Consider the following 17,860-nt stretch of genomic DNA (forward strand, 5'->3'; position numbering starts at 1 on the left):
CTAAAACTTAACAAAGAAGCAATTAAAAAGTTTCAGGAATCCCAAATGGTTTTTTAAAGGGCAAGAGCAAACATGTATTATAACTGTTATCCTCTCTTTTAATAGAAAAACACGCAATTTTTTTGAATTAAGTTATTGGTTGCGGGCAGGGTTTAAATTATTAAATTAACATGAATAAAACAAAAAAATTAATAACACAAATTAACTCATACAATAGTGAATTATTTAATTGTGAAGGGCTATTAAATGGGAGAGCTGGACTAGTATATTATTACTATTGTTTATACAAACATTATGGAACAGTTGATTATTTAGATAAGATTGCAATTAATCTAGAACTGATTTTTAAAAACATTGAGAATCAAAATTCTAGTTTATTATTAAATTCTACTTTAGAAAGCGGTTTAAGTGGTTTAGGGTATATTTTATATCTATTAATGAAAGAAAATATTTTAGATATTGATTATGACGAGCAAATTAAAGATATTAATGATTTAGTTTATGAAGATGCATTAAAATTTATTGAAAACAAAAATTATGATTTTGTAAGGGGGCCATTTGGTATTTTGTATTATTTAAATTTTGTTGGATGTGAAAATCATGTTGATGATCTAGTTGGTAAATTCTACGAAGAATTTTTAAACAATACGGAATTTATGTTTTATAACAATACAACATATCTGGAAGGTATACATATTGGTTATGCTCATGGTTTATGTGCCATAGTAAAAGTGTTTAATGAGATTGATGATCCAAGATGCGACTTTATGGTTACAAATTTATTAGATAAAATCGTTGAAATAGTTAATGATAATGATGTAATAATTGAAGGCCAAAACTATTATCTCCCTAGAAGCATTCATAAAGATGAAAGCCAAAAAAGAGAACTAAACTATAGAGCAGTACTAGCTTGGTCGAACAGTGATGTTAATTTTTCGACACTTATTTACTCGTTAAAGAAAAAATATATTACAAATGAATTATTAGAATTAGCTGACAAGATTGCTTTAGGAAGTATAGGTAAAATAAAAGAAGAACATACACGAGTGTGGGATCACAGATTTTATTTTGGTAGCTCGGGCGTGCTTCAAATGTATAATTATATGTACCAAAAAACGAATAATAAAAAATTCCATGAAGCTTCCACTTATTGGTATAATAAAACTTTAGCTTTTTTAAATGAAAACACCATAAAAGAGCATCCCTTAGACTTTGTTAATAATTTACCAGCTACATCATTGGCGCTGTTAGAATTTGAAGAATCGAAGTCTATTGGATGGTCAAAATTATTATTATTATGAAAAACATAAAATTAGGTATTCTAGAGTTCGGATTAAGCGATAAACTCAATTCGATGAGTATTGTAGAAGACATTTTAGCTTATGCATCAAAGGCAGATGAACTTAATTATTCAAGATTTTGGCTAACTGAACACCATAATCCATCTGTTCACCATGCGTATAATAATCCAGAAATTTTAATAACTATAATTGCTGGAATAACAGAGCAAATTAGGGTAGGATCAGCAGGATCACTAATTGGTTATTATTCGCCGTACTCATTAGCTCAAAATTATAAATTACTAAATAATATTTATAACAATCGTATTGATTTTGGACTTTCAAAAGGACGTCCCTCAAACTCTCATAGGCATAATTTTTTTAACACAAATAATCAGTCTTTTAAAAATCTAATGTTTTCGGAAAATCTAGAAAATATTTGTGATCTATTACAAAATGAATTATCTAATTATGAGCAAAAAGAAATTGTTATTCCTCCTTTTAAGGGAGAAACACCTGAACTATGGTATTTATCAAATAGCTATACTTCTAAGGACTTGGCTGTTGAAAAACGATTGAATATTTGCCGTTCCTTAATGCATGGATTAGATGTTTTAAATGTTGACCCGGAGAAACAAAACTTATCAGCTTATAAAGATCAATTTTATAAAAAACATAAAAAATATCCTGAAGTTGCTGCCGCTATTGCAGTTTCATTTTCAAAATCTAAAAAAGAGTTAGAGGAGATTAATAAAAACTCACAAAATAGAAGAGAAGCTCTTAAAATTTTAGCACTTGATTTTGATTCAATGGAAGAACAACTCCTAGAATTTCAAGAAATATATGGGATAAACGAATTTATCTTATATGATACGGAAAGAAATATAGATAAAAAAATTGAAAATCTTGTTTCTATAAATCATGTAATGGAGTTAAATAGTGTCGAAATCTCATTATAATCCGTTACTCTTCAAACAAACAACATTTAAATATGAAAAACATTACTGTTTTATCAGATAAAATTATTAGAGAACCTATATTCCCACTTTCTAAATATCATAATATCCCTAAAGATCCAAATGAACTTGGCGAATTTATTGATCGTTTATTCGATCATAAAATTTTTTCAGAAGCTGTTTATTTGGCTTCTCCTTCTTTGCATAAAGAATGGGAAAAAATTGTAAAAGGTGAAAAGGATCGAGGTAAAATAAATGAATCAATTTTAAAATATTATCTAAGATCATTTTCAAATACTGTTCCATTTGGTCTATTTACAACATATTCAATTCACTCCAATATAAATTTTAAAGAGGATTTCACTAGGTTTACAAATGTGGATATGGAATATCTCGTTAAACTGGTTGAACATTTAAATGAAAATGAAATTATAAGAAAAATTACTTTATTTAGAAAAAATAATACAATTTATAAGGTCGGGAATCATTACAGATACATAGAACCCCAATATCGTGACAATATACTTACGTACACTCTTTCTTCCATTGAATCTGATCAACTTTTAGATTTATTATTGTCTTTAACAGAGAAAGAATTTTATTTGACCGATGTAAAAAAAATGATTCTTGATGGGGTTGAAGATGTTAATGAAGAAGAAATCGCATCCTATATAAATCAACTTGTTGATTCTAAGATTTATATAAGTTGTTTTGAAGTGAGTTTAAATGAAGAAAATTTATTAGGTCAGATTATTAATTTTTATCAAAAACATAAAATTGAAATTCTTAAAGATGCATATTTAAATAAAATTTTTGAGATTATCATTAATGTCAATGAAAAAATTAAAGTTTTTGACAATGTAATTTTTAATTCTAAAGAAAAATATCAAAATATATTTAGTGAATTAAATAATATTGGAATTTTATTTGAAGAAAAATTTGTAGTCAATTCTAACTTGAGAAAAAACACAAATGACTATTTTGATGAGATTAAATTAGATAAGAAATTAAATAAACTGCTATCAGTTTTAACCAAACTGTCACACAGTAATATCCATTCGCAATCACATTTTGAAGTTTTCAAGAAAAACTTCTATAACAGGTATGAAAATCAAGAAGTCCCATTAATGGAAGCTTTAGATAATGAATTAGGTATTGGATATTTGCCCAATTTCAAAGATGATGTTATTTTTTCGGATTTAATTGATGATATTATTTTGCCCAGTGAACCGATTAAGGTTAGAGAGGTTAAAATTGAACCTGCGATATACAATTTTTGGTTAAATCTTTTCATGAAAAATACTGATATAATTGATTTAGAAAAAGAAAACTTAGAAGCCTTTGAGATCAATGATAAAGTTGTTAATGGCACATTTTCAGTTACCTATTCTTATTTAAATGATAAATTATATTTAAAACATGCTGGTGGGGCTAGCGGGAGTAATCTATTAGGGAGATTTAGTAATAACGACAAAGATGTCATGGCTATAATGCGAAAAATCACAGATTTTGAAAAGTCTGTATTTAAAGATAAAATTACAGCTGAGATTATACATTTACCAATGAATCGGGCTGGGAATATTCTAATTCGAAAAGTAGACAGAGGTAGTGAAATAAGTTTAATTTCTAAAACATCTAATAATTCAAATACAATTGATGCCAATGATCTCACAATTAGCCTGAGGGGGGACAGAATAATATTGAAGTCCAAAAAAGAAGATAAAGAAATAATGCCATTTTTAACTTCAGCTCAAAATTATCATTATAATTCGTTACCTATTTATCAATTTCTTTGTGATCTTCAAACTCAAGAAAGATTAACGAAATTGTCACTTAATTTTGGTGGATTTTCTATTGGTGGATTGAACCATTTTCCAAGGCTAATTTTTGGTGAAAATTTAATATTACAGAATGCCACTTGGTTGATAAAAAAAGAAGAATGTAAAAAAATAGAAGATTTAAAGATATATTTAGATTACATAAATGTCCCTCAATTTTTTTACATCACAAATGGAGGAGAAGACAAAATGATTATTGACAAAGAAAATTTAAATACGTTAAATGTTTTATTTGATGAGATCAATAAAAATAAAGTTGTTAAAATTACAGAATGTATTTATAATATGTATGATGAGGATAAAGGATATGCTAATGAATTTATCAGTATTTTTCAAACAAATTCGAACAATAAAGAAACAGTTAAGCCAATAATCAAAGTGTCTCAAAATGAGGTTGTAAAAAGAAATTTTATCTATGGAGATGAATGGGTATATTTTAAAATATATACTGGGAGAGTAACTGCCGATGAAATTCTCTTGAAAAGTATTTCTGACATCACTACTAATTTAATAAATCAAAAGGTTATTGATAAATGGTTTTTCTTAAGATTTACTGATCCGGATTTCCATTTAAGAATTAGGTTTCATTTAACGGATGTTTCAAAATATAATGAAGTTTCTAATGAAATTTATGCGAAATTTAATGAATTAGAAAAGGGTAATAAAATTTGGAAAATAGATTTGTCAACTTATAAAAGGGAGTTAGAAAGATATCAATGGAGTAATATAGAGAATTCCGAGACTATATTCTATATTGATAGTAAGTTCACAATAAATCTCTTAAATCAATTGAAAAAAGAAAAAAGCATAAAAAGATGGTTTTTTATCTTAAAATCAATAGATGATTTTTTTGTTGCTTTTGATTTAAGTGTTGATGATAAGAATGAAATAATGCAAAAAATGTTTAATAGTTTTTGGGTTGAACATGGTTCACACAAATCCATTAAAAAAGAGATTGACGTAAAATTTCGTAAATACGAAAAAGAAATTTCAACATTATTTAGTACTCCGCCATCAAGTCTTAAATCTATTTATTTGGAAAGACTAAATGAGTTAAAAGCAATCAAATTTAATGAGAAAGCAAAAGACAATCTTCATGATCTGGTATGGAGTTATATACATATGCATGTTAACAGATTCATGCCTTCAAATCCAAGATTTCATGAACTCATTTTGTATGGAATTTTAGAAAAATATTACAAAAAAGAAATTGGAATTATGAAATATAATAAAAATTTAGTAGAAGATGAAACTTATTAGACAATATGACGCAATGGATTGTGGTCCATCTTGTTTAGGGATGATCTCTAATCATTATGGAAAAAAACTTGCACTTAATTATTTAAGGGAAGAGTGCCACATAAGTAAAGAAGGTGTGTCACTACTAGGAATTGATATGGCAGCTCAAAAAATTGGTTTTGAAACATTTTCAGCTAGTCTAAGTATTGATGAATTGAAAAAAATTGACAAATCTGATTTTCCTTGTATTTTGCATTGGAATAGCAATCATTTTGTTGTGCTAAGAGGTTATAGAAAAAAAGGAGGTTTTTTTGTGAAAAATAAAAATTATTCTATTGCGGATCCAAGTCATGGGTTTATTAATTTAGATGATGAAAAATTTAAAAAGTCATGGAGTGAAGATAATAATACAGGTATCGCTCTTTTTTTGAAGCCTAAAAAAACTTTTCACGAATCTTCATTTCAAGAGCCTAAGAAATTATCATTGCGATATCTTATAAAATATTTTAAACCCTTTAAAAAAGAATTAGGTTATGTATTCATATTAATGTTATTAGGGAGCCTAATAACCATGATATTCCCTTTTTTAACACAGTACTTGATTGATAAAGGTATTTCAAATAAAGATGTAGGCTATATTAAATTTATATTGTTCTCACAACTTAGTTTATATTCAGGTATTATCATAATGGAAATATTTAGAAATTGGATTATGTTGATTGTAGGTACAAAGATTAGTATCGAAATAATTTCCGAATTTTTGAATAAAATACTAGTTCTTCCTCTTAAATTCTTTGATACTAAATTGATGGGTGATTTCCAGCAAAGAATACAAGATAATAACAGAATAGAGCATTTTTTGACTTCGCAATCTATAATTACTTTTTTTTCATTAATCACTTTATCTGTGTTTTTCGTTGTTTTGGCATATTATAACCATATAATAGTAATTCTATATACATCATTAAGCATTTTATCAATTCTATGGTCGCTCTATTTCTTGAAAAAACGAAAAATTTTAGATTATCATAAATTCGTTGAAAACGGTAATAATCAAGAATCTATTTATGAAATATTGAATGGTGTTACTGAAATGAAATTAAATAATTTCGAAGAATATAAATGTAATAAATGGAAAGAAATTCAGAATAAATTATTCAAGATAAATAGGAGGATTCTAAAACTTGATCAAATTCAAGTTTCAGGATTTACTTTTGTTAATCACATTAAAAATATTTGCGTATCATATTATACTGCAATCTTAGTAGTTGAGGGAAGTATGACTATAGGAGTTTTATTGAGTGTTTCTTATATCATCGGTATGATGAATTCGCCAGTAAATCAGTTAGTTATATTTTTCCAGTCTCTACAGGACGCAAAATTAAGTTTAGCCCGACTTAATGAAGTTCAAGATCATTCTCCAGAAGAAAGTCCTACTTATTCAAAATTAGTGATATCAGATCGAGTTGCCAACTCGGGGATAAAGCTTAATAACGTATCGTTTCAATATGAAGGACCTAGATCCCCATTTGTTCTTAAAGATATAAATATGTTTATACCTAAAGGTAAAGTTACTGCTATTGTAGGTGCAAGTGGAAGCGGTAAGACAACATTGATGAAATTATTACTTAGATTTTATAATCCTGTTAATGGAGAAATTAGTTTCGATAATAAAAATATTTTAAATCTTTCTCCAAAAAGTATTAGAGAAAATTGTGGTGTTGTGATGCAGGATGGTTTTATCTTTTCTGATACAATTGAAAGGAATATTTCTACTGGTGATATAAAGATAGATGTTAAGCGATTAGTGAATGCTGCACGTATTGCTAATATTGAAGAATATATAGAATCTCTACCTCTAAAGTACAACACCAAAATAGGTGCTGCGGGTAGTGGACTTTCAGGTGGACAAAGACAAAGAATATTAATAGCCCGTGCTGTTTATAAAAACCCACATTATATTTTATTTGATGAAGCTACTTCTGCATTAGATGCAGAAAATGAAAGAATTATACATGATAACTTATTTAGTTTTTTTAAAGGTAAAACAGTCATAATTATTGCTCATCGTCTTAGTACCGTAAAAAACGCGGACCAAGTAGTTGTTTTAAAAAATGGTGGACTCATGGAAAATGGAACACATAACCAATTGGTAGAAAAAAAAGGAGAATACTTTAATTTAGTGAAAAATCAATTAGAATTAGGTAATTAAGAAATAAGAAAATTATGAGTTTTAAATCAGATTATATTATTGAAATAGAAGAATCAATAAGAAAAAATAATAAAATTTTTACATCTATGGGTGTAACTAATGGATTAGCTGGTGTATCATTATTTTATTATTATTTGAATAGCAAAGAAAAGGCTAGTGACATGAAACTCGACTTTTGTCTGCATTATCTTGAAAAATCAATAGATGGGTTAAATGAAAGTTACATGGGGTCTACTATTGTTAATGATATACTTGAAATAGGATGCTTATTAGACTTTTATAGAGACAAAGGTATTTTGAGTTATGATGATACGATATCTTATTTTGATAATTATGAGCCTATAATAGAAAGCTTACTGATTGAAAATCTTGATAAAAATATATTAAACCCAGTATTTGGAGTTTTAAATTTTGCAAATTATTTTATTTCAAGAAAACCATCTATAGAAAACAAGTATAACTATTTATTTGTTAAAGTATTAGATAAAATTGAAGAATTATCATGCAGCCATAAGGATAGTGAAGGAATTTATTGGGTTTCTAATATTAAAAGAGAAGGTGAATATTTAATTGAATTAGGCATTAGACATGGTGTTATGGGGATTATAGATCATCTAGTTAAATTATATGAAATAGGCTTTCAAAGAGAACGAGTTTTTGGATTGATTGAAAAAGCACTTCGTTATGTTATTTATTATAAGCTACAGTTTGGAAAATCACTTTTCCCTTTTTCTGCAGATAAAACCCCTGAGAAAAGAGATTTTTCATTTGGAACAATTTATGGAGACTTAGGTATTGCATATGGGTTGTACAGAGCAGGTATGATTTGCAAATTACCAAATTATACAAAGATAGGGATGGAAGTTCTTTTAAATTCATGTGAATTTAGAGATGATGATAATGATAAAATTACAGATGCAAATTTACTTTATGGGAATTTAGGAGTCGCTTCCCTTTTAAATTTATTTAAAAAAAATATTGATAATTCAATCCTAAATGATTCTGTTGAATATTGGTATAATAAAACTGAGCAATATAAAACCAACAATAATCAATGGGCTGGATTTGATTCAACTTTTAATAAATTTGATATTAATACGCAATTGTCATTTGGCCACGGCATCATTGGAATAGGAATTGCTCTTTTAAATTTCGAAAAAGAATTAAATTTCGATTTTTTAAGTTTCATTAATTATAGTTTACCTGTATCATAAATTTTATTCGCTTATTATTATCTTAAAATTAGAAGTTTTATGCCTATGCCGATAAGCAATGAAATTTTCTATCACGATCTTGAAGTCCATCTTAGGCGTATTACTGATTACTGAGAAAGATCTTTACGGAATTTAAGTATCGTATCTATTTATACGAGCTCACTAATAATGTTGATTTTACAGATGATGAATTAAAGGATATGCTTTATTTATGTTGGAAGACTATTATTATCTTCTGGTTATTGGATATTACCCACAAAATCTAAGTTTTAATGGGAAGTAGGGGTGTTTATCGACAGAATAATAGTTTCATTATCGTTTGTCTTTTGTGTTTTTTCTAGAGGCGTTGAGGTGAGCATGATTCGGAGGCGGGAGCGAACTTAAGCTGCAAACTAAAAAGACCATTGGTTTCTGCCATTTTGATTATTTCATCATCAAAAAAATTAATATCATCTTGCAGAAAGGCGCTTGGCTCTGCCCTCAGAAAGTTTATTACTCTTATTTCCTAAATTTTTTTAGTTTTTCCCTACTTTCTGTTCCCCTTTTCTGCTGGTTTGTATTTAAAAATGATTTTTTTAATTAGCTTTAAAATATTTTGACACTCCAGGTAATGTAGCTAAATCCAGTTCTAATTCGGTCTTGCCATTATCTGCAAAAACTCCAACTGTAAAGGAGCCGTAAGAATATAGGTTTAGTTCAGCTGTGCCTTTTTCAGTTTCTACAATACGGAATGGTGGATCTCCAAAAGTTGGATGTAATGCAAATAAAACAACCTCATTATCTTTAATTGATTTCTCAATGATATTTGTAGAAACGACTTTTAAATTTATTTTGAATAATATATTTCCTATTCCTTCCACTGTTGCAATTAATTCTCGATCGTTATTTGCAGCTTTTCCTCCCCATTGTCCTTTTTGTGGATCATTTGAATTGAGAAGCATTCCTTTATTCATCTTCATTTTTGCTTTTTCGATTAATGATTTAATTGTAGTTTCGTCGGTATTATTTACCCCTTCCTTAAATATAGATTGGGTAGTCAGTACTACATACAATTGTTCCGGATTTTCTCCCTCCTGTGGGGTGTGGAATTTTGCGATTTGTCCTTGTTTAGTTGGTCTCATAATTAATCCTTTTTGAGTAGATTATTAGTATTGCATAAGAACAAAAATAGTAAAACGATTGCAATAAAGTGCAATATATTGAACATTTTATTAACAATTTTTATCAGCAAAAATAGACTTTTTTTAATTGAATTTACTCCTTCAATAGCTTTCTTTGCTTCTTGGGACGATCTTTTGAATATCTCCTTATTATCGGTTACTCTAGCCTTTAAAGTTTGATGACCGTATTGATGTAAAATATCAAACGCAAAAGTATGATCACTTAGTACTTTTACTATACCTTGTGCCTCATCCCAGTTACTATTTTAATTTTTACAATATTGTCTAGTAAACGCAATGCTTGTTTTAATTGTTGAAGCTTATTTTCGGCTTCTTTTAATCGTTTTACGTCAATGGCATATTCCTGTAACAAATAATCTTTTAAACATTGTGTGGCCCATTGGCGGAATTGAGTACCTTGTTAACCAACTGAACTCATTACATCACAATTGTAAAAATCAACAGGGTTATCTGAATTTGCAAGATGCATTTTTTGCACATTGCTATTTTTTTCCAATTCATCTTCTTTAGAAACATTGTTGAGTCATCTTTAATAATATCTCGATTATTGAGAATCTATAATATTATTGAAATGTAAATAAGCATTTTAATTGTGTATTTAAAACCAATATTCAAACTAATAAATCCCCTCTCACTTTTTCATTACCAAATAAGCTAATCCAGGATCATTCAATAGTCGCTCAATTTCTGAATTTGTTATATCTTGAATATCTTGTTTTATTTGTAAATAGTTTCGTTGTACTATTGCAGTATCAATCTTCCTAATCACAGCAATATCTTTATAATTATCTTCTTCTTTTTTTAGCGCTTCATGGTCATTAAGAATTTCGCAATGAAAGGTTTTTAATTCAATTTTACAATTAGGATCATCGGCAACCATACCTACAAATTCGCCGGAACTCAAAGAAGAAATCTTGGAAGGAGGGACGGCGGACTCTAATTGCTTAGAACGGCTGATGGAGGTGTCTCCGCTATTTATCGATAGCGATTCTCTGTCCTGCATAATTTTCCCGAAACGTTCGGAAAGTTGTTTTGCTGTATCACCAGTTACCTGTCCGCTAACGATATTTCCGGTGATGTTCATTATCACATCAGCCTGTTCACGACCGTAATCTTTACGAAGCTGACTGAAGTCTTGAATCCCCAAGCAAGTGGCTACTTTATTGCTTCGGGCCGTAGCAATCAGGCTGTCCATATTGTTGAGATAGATAGTTGGAAATTCATCGAAGATCAGGCTGCTTTTCAGTTTCCCTTTTTGATTCACCAACTTGATTAAACGGGAAACGTACAAGGATAATACAGCACCATAAATTTGAATTTTTTGAGGGTTATTGCCCATGCAGACAATCTTTGGTTCAGCCGGATTATTAATGTCTAAGGTAAAGTCATTTCCAGATAATACATAATACAATTGAGGAGAAGAAAGTCTCGCCATGGCAATCTTAGCAGAAGCAATTTGTCCCTCCAGTTGTTCCATGGCATCATTGAGATACGCATTAATAAATGGATTGATGAGTACTTCAATTTCTTTCTCCGTCCGTAATATTGTAAACAGACTGTCATAATCCAGTTGCATGAGCTCAATAACATGTGGCAGCGTACAGAACTGACCATCCTTATACTTCCTCAAATACCATATTATAGCGGTCAAGAAATTAATTGGTGATTCGACAAAAAAGTCGCCCTGTCTTTTGATCCATTCCTTGTTTAAACCCAGTAAAATAGTTCGCGCTGATTCCGCTGCATCTGTGATGTCCGTCATAGCAGAAGGCTCCAAGGGATTGCATCGATGGGTGCGAGCCAAGTCATCAAAATTGATCACGTAAAACTGGGGTGGAATAGGATAGAGTTGCTTGTAATTAAGCCAGGTATTGTAGGTGATTTTTGAAAGGTCATCAAACTTAAAATCATAAATAAACATCGTAAACCCTTTTCGAATATGCTGAGTAATAACATGACGAATTACAAAATAGGATTTTCCAGATCCGGGTGTACCCAAAACCATTAAAGCCCGAAAGGGATTGATGATGTTAATCCAACTATTCCGGACTTTATCTTTCAAATGGTAACGTGCTGGAAGATTAATCGAGTATTCATTTTCCAGCAGTCGTTCTTCCTGCGGAAAGGTTTCATTTTCTTTGTTGAAAATATCTTTGGAATTCAACCTGTTTTTTATCATCCGTGAGAGTAATGTACCTCCCGAAAGCATTAATAAAAATCCGATAGTCGTACTACCGATATAAATAATTGCTAATGTAGTAGTATCTGTTTTTACGAGCATCAGCAGGTAGCTTAAAAAGTAAATTAGTACGCCCGTCGTAATATAAGCAATAGCTGTTTTATGATTAAGTTTTTCGTCTTTACGGCCTTTTGCTCCAAGCAAAGAAATCAATAAAAATCCCAAAGTAAAAATCTTTGATTTATGAAAATAACTGAACAATCCAGTATGTTGAATATTACCCAATATTTTATCACTGAATCTGCTCACATAACCCCATTGTTGAAATGCAGTATAACAGTAATAATAAAAATGGAGCAGTAAAATTGCGATACTGATGAGTCGGGTCATATCTAGAATTTTCCGCAAGGCCTGTTCGTTTTCTCCGGTTTGCATAGCCATAATAGTACCATTTATTGGTTATCAGATTGTCCTTTTCGTCTCTTTTTTCTCCGCTTCCCTTTGAGTTGATTGGGCAGATAAGAGGAATCATGTTCTGTCTGGGTGATTGCGTTTATTATTTTCTCTACTACGTTAGTTGATTCAACTGCTATATTTGTTTTTGAACCACTCTCGACTGACAAATCGCTAACTGTTTTTGGATTAACTTGTGGGTTAGTTCCGTCCGATTTTTTAATTTTAGAAACGTTTGTTTTTTGATTTTCGAACTCATATAAGCCGCAGCGTTCCTGAATGGCTTTTGCACTATATGATTTTCCCAAAGCACTTCCGTTAAACACACATTGCGTTTGGTGATCCACATAGGTGATTCCGTAAAGTAAACCTTCAGCATTTTGTCGAAGAACCAAATTGATTCCAGACGGCTCTATTATTTTTGCCAATTCCTGAATTGACATTTTTTTGCTGTCCAATAATACAATATCGATGACATTTTTTACTCTTGATTTATGGGGTATTCTCGCTTTTTCATTTTCAATAAATCGTTCTTCTAAAAATTTAAGCGTTGGATGGCTGTAAAAATCACTTGCTTTAATTGGAACACCAACCTTGTTTCCGCCTTGATCCAGTATGCGATACACCAATCCTCTATTTTGAAAAATCCTTGAATTTTCGTTGCCTCTGTCCGCTGCAACATTACACTGTTGAAGCACTGCATTTAATTCGGGTAGACTCGTGTATTTATAATTTTGAAGTACCTTATCCAATACGTTCGTTATGGCCCTTTTAGTTTCAATGCGTCCATATTCCACTTTATTGGCATCAACTGGTTTTACGACTAATTCTTTTTCTCGTTTATGCTTCTCCGCTGGAACTAATCCATACGTTGTTTCAATTTCTTTGCGAGCTTTTTCGGATTGGTTTCGACCAATATTCTGCATGTCAATCCGGCTGCCATCATCCCTAACTTTTAGAGAAATGATATGTATGTGAGGATGTCCAGCATCATGATGTTGATACACCAGATAAGGTTGTTCTTTAAAACCAATTTTCGCCATATACGTATCCGCTATTTCCATTAGCTTCTCTTTTGAAATTCCTTTTTCAGTCACATCAAAATTGAGCGAAATATGCACGCTGTTGCGTTTCACGTTTTCATTTAAATCAGCCTGTTTTATGAACCGGTTTAGTTTCATCGCAAAAGCCATTTTTTCAATATCAACCGGGTAATTTCCGGCGCCAATACATTCTGCTACTCCCTGCTGAACTTTGTTTTCATTGTAGCTCAAAATGCGATTTATGGAGTGTCCAGTTTTGATTATCGCAACCATGATTCTGCAAATTTTTGAATGTGTTTTTTGATTTCATCAACCTTATTAAAAAGTATCTTTTTGTCCAATTCATAACTGATAAACCACTGCTTAAAATCGGCAATCTGATGCAGCGTATGCAGTTTTTTCACAGCCTGATTAAAGTTGTTGCCGATAGCATTAAGTTCCATTCTTAAACGAATCATTTCTGCCATAAAATCATCTAAAGATTGATTTCGATAGGTGTTGACGATAGGTTTCTGTAAAAGATTTTTTCTGGCGTAATCGCTTATTTTTCGACAAGTAGATTTATTAAACTCCTTCATTATCTTTTGATATTCATCAGGGGTCAACCGCAGATGAAGCCACTTTGTTCGGTTGTCTTTCTCTTTCATCATCTCTCATTTTATTGTTTTCAAAGTCTTTTCATCTTTCAGTGTCACTGCCCACGAGTCCCGAGTGAATAGGCAGCAAGATATCGGTTGTGATACAACCGGACATCTTGCCGATTGCAGGAACGTGGCAATCTTCCTGATACTTTAATCGGCTATTAGAATTTTTAATATTTCTAAAATGTTCAAAAGTTGATTTCTTATTTATAGCCTCTTTTTAAAATGAGATATAGTAAAAACGGTATTTCGGAGATCAAGAAGGACTACATATATAATTATTAATTTTGCAAATCGTATTTTCGTCTTTGTATTTAGTACTCAAGGAAAGTGCACGCTGAATATAATTTTGTACCGTTGTGTCCTAGTAATCACATACCCGGTTTGATTCACAATTTTCAATCAACGAGCGTGCTCTTTCAAAGCAAAAAATCGATTTTAAAGTAACAAAGTCCGGACTGTTTTCAGGAAGGTTTTTGTTATTTCGTTTAAAGGAAAAAAGTGTCTATAACAATTTGTTTTTAAGTTCCTTACTTCAATCTGATACGAAGATAAGTTAGCGTTAGGAATCTCACCTATGATAGGTATATTTCACCCATGAAAAGTAAGTATAGCCTTTATACCTTTGGAATAGTAAATTATTAATTAAAACGTTAAAAATATGCTTACAACAAATGATGTGGCCAAAGTGTTTGATACGATATTGAGCACGCCTGGGATGAATGAGATAGTGAAAATAGATTTGAAAATTTCACGAAAAAATGTACTGTTATTAAACCATGTTATTGAGCGTGGTTTGTCTGCTAAAGAGGATGATAAATCATTATCATTATTAGGCAGTGTTCCTGAAGAGAGCTTACAGGAATTAAAAGCGGTAGCAGACGAATGTCTGCAGAAAGCCGGGCTTATTGAGTTGAAGGAAAAGCTCAATACTTTGGGTGACGGGAAGTAGAAAAAAAGCCGCCAATCCATTGTTGAGTAGTGATAAAAGTTTGTTACTCAATAATGGATTGGCAGTTTTGTATATTATTTATAAATGGAATTATTTTTCTAATGGCAATACATTTTTATTTGGTTTGCATCGTACCCATAAATTCCATCGAAAAATTATCTTTTGCCTGGATATAAGCTACTTTTGGAATCACTTTGCCTCCTAGTTTTCTCTTTTCAAATGTGGCCGTAATTCCAAAATCAATTTTTTTATAACCTAGTTCATTTGCCCGTTTAATTCCCTGAAATAAAAGTTGGCGATACAAACTGAATTTTTTGGGAACTGCATAGTCCATCCCAATTAAGGAAGGTACATAGGTTTTACCTGTGTTTTTGTAGCAGAAAAGGATTCCAACTAGAGGATTCTCATTTTGTAAATTTTCTGTATCCTTTAGATGCAGCAGTATAAATTCCCAATGGGTATTAGCAACCATTTTTTTAAAGACATCTATTGAATAAGTGAAGTTATTAACGGCATAATTATTATTTTTCACATTCTTGTATAGGTTATATCCTTGAGCAATTTCATCTTCTGTCAATTGTTCTTTTATAATGATCTCAAATGCTTTTTCAAAAGGTAAAATCTCTTTCACAAAGTGCTTTCTGGAACGAGCGGAAAGGGTAGCGGCAAACTCTTCAGTAGTATTCCAAGAGTTGTCTTTTATGATGCAGCTTTCAGGCATGTTTATTTTTATAAAGCCTTGATTATGAAACAGGCGATTTAGTTGTATATCTTCATCAAAATCTCGTAAAACCAGCATACTGGAATTTAAATTCTGATGTAGCATTTCGACCTGTTCTAAAAGTAATATTATCGCATTTTTCGACAAAGGATGTGCGGTATTGATGTAACAATGATTTCCTTCAGTGAAAAGTGAACCCATGCCTAGAACTTTTGAAGTAAGGTACAAAGGATCTCGAATTCTTTTCTCTTCAAGCTGCTGTGAAACAGACTCGGGAGCAAGTAAGTCATCTTTCCATAGCCCAAAGGTAAAAAAAGTAGCCAGCAGCGGAACATCATTCTTATCACTGATTAGGTAGTAATGAAAACTCCAATTATTTTCTGGATCAGCAGAATTTTTAAACGCATTTTCAAGGAAACAAAGTCCATCCCAATCAAAGGTACTTTGCCCACCCAGAAGCGCATTCCAGGTCGCCTTATCCACTTGTTGTATCGATGTTTCATATTGAAGGTTGAGGGATGATTGCGGAATTAATTTTTCTTTTTTCTCCGAAAATTCAGGGATGCCAAAGGCCCTTGAAACCTGATGCAGCGTGTTGGAAGTTTCTTCAAGGGCTTTTGGAAAATGGTATTCCAAAGCCTGAACAAGTCCTTTTATATCTTCTTCTTGATTATTGCGAGAAACGGTAATACGGATACCCGAATTTTTTACGGGTACTGCCGGATAGAGTCCTGGATTGACAAAATAGCCTTCGTTGAAAAGGCGTTGCACTAAGCGATAGGCAGTCAATGGCATGGCTGTACCTAGAAAAAAAACGGGAGAACTATTTGGGGCTATCATAGGAAGCGAAGTTGCTTTAATCAACGAATTGAAATACCCAATCTTTTGCGCGAGTTCTTCTTGTAAAATGGTGATTTCAGCAGAAAGATGTATATCCGCTGAAGCCGATGCCGCAGCCACCGATGCAGGCTCCAATTGTGCTGAAAAAGTGAGGGGTCCTCCAAAATTCTTAATTCGATTCCGGAGTTTAGTATCAGAGGTTATAAAGACGGCTCCGCTGGCACCAAATGTCTTGCTCAGTGTGCCTACAATCATAATGTTTTCAGGTAATTCTTTTAGGATATCAAGAACATAGCCGGTACCATTTTTTCCTTTCCAACTCATACCGTGTACATCATCAAAATAGAGTTGTAACTGTGCGTATTTTTTGCACAATTCCAGTAAATCAGATATTGGGGCATAATCACCAAACATGGAATAAACACCATCAGCCATATACCATATTTTTTTGCATTTGGAGGACAGTTCTTTTATCTTCTCTTCCAACATTTGAAGGTTATTGTGCCGAATCATCTCCACAGGAATCCCTCTTAATTTTAAGAGTTGGCAGGCATTCTGTACACTCCAATGCACCTGATGGTCTAATAGTACTCCATCTTCATCTCGAATTGCAGTTGGGATCACTGCGAAATGTCCCAGTGTACTGTTCTTGGTTACAATTCCCGGCACGCCATACATAGCCTCAATTTTAGTTTCCAGTTCATGATATAATGGATGAGAAATGTAGGTTTTAGAAAGGGGAAATTGAGTGCCGTATTTTGAAATAGCAGAAATTGCAGCTTCTTTTAGCCTGGCTTCATATTCAAGGCCAAGATAACTGGTGGTGGCAAAATGAAATAGTTCTTTTCCATTAATTTTAAGGTTTCGACCAGTAAAGATTTTGTCTTCTGCATAGAGATGGATTGTCCCTTCGTTTTTTGCCGTTGCTAACATTTCATCGACAGTATCGATAAAATTGTTGTGTTTTATTTTCGCCATGAGTATTCTATGATTTTAGTTAGTGAATATTTTTTTTACCTATAGTGCTAAATTTTAACTCGTTAAAGTTCTGAATTTAAAGAGGCAGAATTGAAGTAACTAAACAGATAATCCCGAATTGACAAGTAATAAT

General features: G+C 31.4%; 11 protein-coding genes and 1 pseudogene. 6 read left to right on the forward strand and 6 right to left on the reverse strand.

Annotated elements, in window-relative coordinates; translation table 11 throughout:
• Positions 1-170: 170 nt before the first annotated feature.
• The 5 genes from ACFX5F_RS13165 to ACFX5F_RS13185 are packed head-to-tail and all read left to right on the forward strand — an operon-like array spanning position 171 to position 8,739.
• Positions 171-1,301 carry a lanthionine synthetase LanC family protein gene (locus tag ACFX5F_RS13165; RefSeq protein WP_379852465.1) on the forward strand — a complete coding sequence of 377 codons (1,131 nt, stop codon included), beginning with the start codon at positions 171-173 and terminating at the stop codon, positions 1,299-1,301.
• Positions 1,298-2,239: an LLM class flavin-dependent oxidoreductase gene (locus ACFX5F_RS13170; RefSeq protein WP_379852466.1), complete on the forward strand. Its 942-nt coding sequence runs from the start codon at positions 1,298-1,300 to the stop codon at positions 2,237-2,239. The genes ACFX5F_RS13165 and ACFX5F_RS13170 overlap by 4 nt, the downstream gene beginning before the upstream one ends.
• A 32-nt stretch (positions 2,240-2,271) precedes the next feature.
• Complete coding sequence (locus tag ACFX5F_RS13175; RefSeq protein ID WP_379852467.1) at positions 2,272-5,334, forward strand: lantibiotic dehydratase; 3,063 nt, start codon at positions 2,272-2,274, stop codon at positions 5,332-5,334.
• Positions 5,321-7,525, forward strand: coding sequence for a peptidase domain-containing ABC transporter (locus ACFX5F_RS13180; RefSeq protein ID WP_379852468.1), 2,205 nt, complete (start codon positions 5,321-5,323; stop codon positions 7,523-7,525). The genes ACFX5F_RS13175 and ACFX5F_RS13180 overlap by 14 nt, the downstream gene beginning before the upstream one ends.
• A 14-nt stretch (positions 7,526-7,539) precedes the next feature.
• Complete coding sequence (locus ACFX5F_RS13185; protein WP_379852469.1) at positions 7,540-8,739, forward strand: lanthionine synthetase LanC family protein; 1,200 nt, start codon at positions 7,540-7,542, stop codon at positions 8,737-8,739.
• Between the two features lie 575 nt (positions 8,740-9,314).
• On the opposite strand, the gene ACFX5F_RS13190 is transcribed toward ACFX5F_RS13185, so the two are convergent.
• The 5 genes and pseudogenes from ACFX5F_RS13190 to ACFX5F_RS13210 all read right to left on the reverse strand — a co-directional run bounded on the left by ACFX5F_RS13190 (position 9,315) and on the right by ACFX5F_RS13210 (position 14,245).
• Positions 9,315-9,860 carry a pYEATS domain-containing protein gene (locus tag ACFX5F_RS13190; RefSeq protein WP_379852470.1) on the reverse strand — a complete coding sequence of 182 codons (546 nt, stop codon included), beginning with the start codon at positions 9,858-9,860 and terminating at the stop codon, positions 9,315-9,317.
• A 274-nt stretch (positions 9,861-10,134) separates the two neighbouring features.
• Positions 10,135-10,308, reverse strand: a pseudogene (locus ACFX5F_RS13195) (hypothetical protein); the annotation flags it as partial.
• A gap of 243 nt (positions 10,309-10,551) precedes the next feature.
• Positions 10,552-12,534: a conjugal transfer protein MobC gene (gene mobC, locus ACFX5F_RS13200; RefSeq protein ID WP_379852544.1), complete on the reverse strand. Its 1,983-nt coding sequence runs from the start codon at positions 12,532-12,534 to the stop codon at positions 10,552-10,554.
• 17 nt (positions 12,535-12,551) lie between these two features.
• The gene (locus ACFX5F_RS13205; RefSeq protein WP_379852471.1) at positions 12,552-13,868 is read right to left on the reverse strand and encodes a relaxase/mobilization nuclease domain-containing protein; all 1,317 of its coding nucleotides are present in this window, start codon (positions 13,866-13,868) and stop codon (positions 12,552-12,554) included.
• Positions 13,856-14,245 carry a plasmid mobilization protein gene (locus ACFX5F_RS13210; RefSeq protein WP_379852472.1) on the reverse strand — a complete coding sequence of 130 codons (390 nt, stop codon included), beginning with the start codon at positions 14,243-14,245 and terminating at the stop codon, positions 13,856-13,858. The genes ACFX5F_RS13205 and ACFX5F_RS13210 overlap by 13 nt, the downstream gene beginning before the upstream one ends.
• A 652-nt stretch (positions 14,246-14,897) precedes the next feature.
• Between ACFX5F_RS13210 and ACFX5F_RS13215 the strand changes: the two genes are divergently transcribed.
• Complete coding sequence (locus ACFX5F_RS13215; protein WP_379852473.1) at positions 14,898-15,188, forward strand: hypothetical protein; 291 nt, start codon at positions 14,898-14,900, stop codon at positions 15,186-15,188.
• Between the two features lie 115 nt (positions 15,189-15,303).
• On the opposite strand, the gene ACFX5F_RS13220 is transcribed toward ACFX5F_RS13215, so the two are convergent.
• Positions 15,304-17,727, reverse strand: a complete 2,424-nt coding sequence (locus tag ACFX5F_RS13220) for an aminotransferase class I/II-fold pyridoxal phosphate-dependent enzyme (protein ID WP_379852474.1) — start codon at positions 17,725-17,727, stop codon at positions 15,304-15,306.
• Positions 17,728-17,860 lie beyond the last annotated feature (133 nt).

This window comes from Flavobacterium zhoui (assembly GCF_042787235.1).
Classification (GTDB): domain Bacteria; phylum Bacteroidota; class Bacteroidia; order Flavobacteriales; family Flavobacteriaceae; genus Flavobacterium; species Flavobacterium zhoui.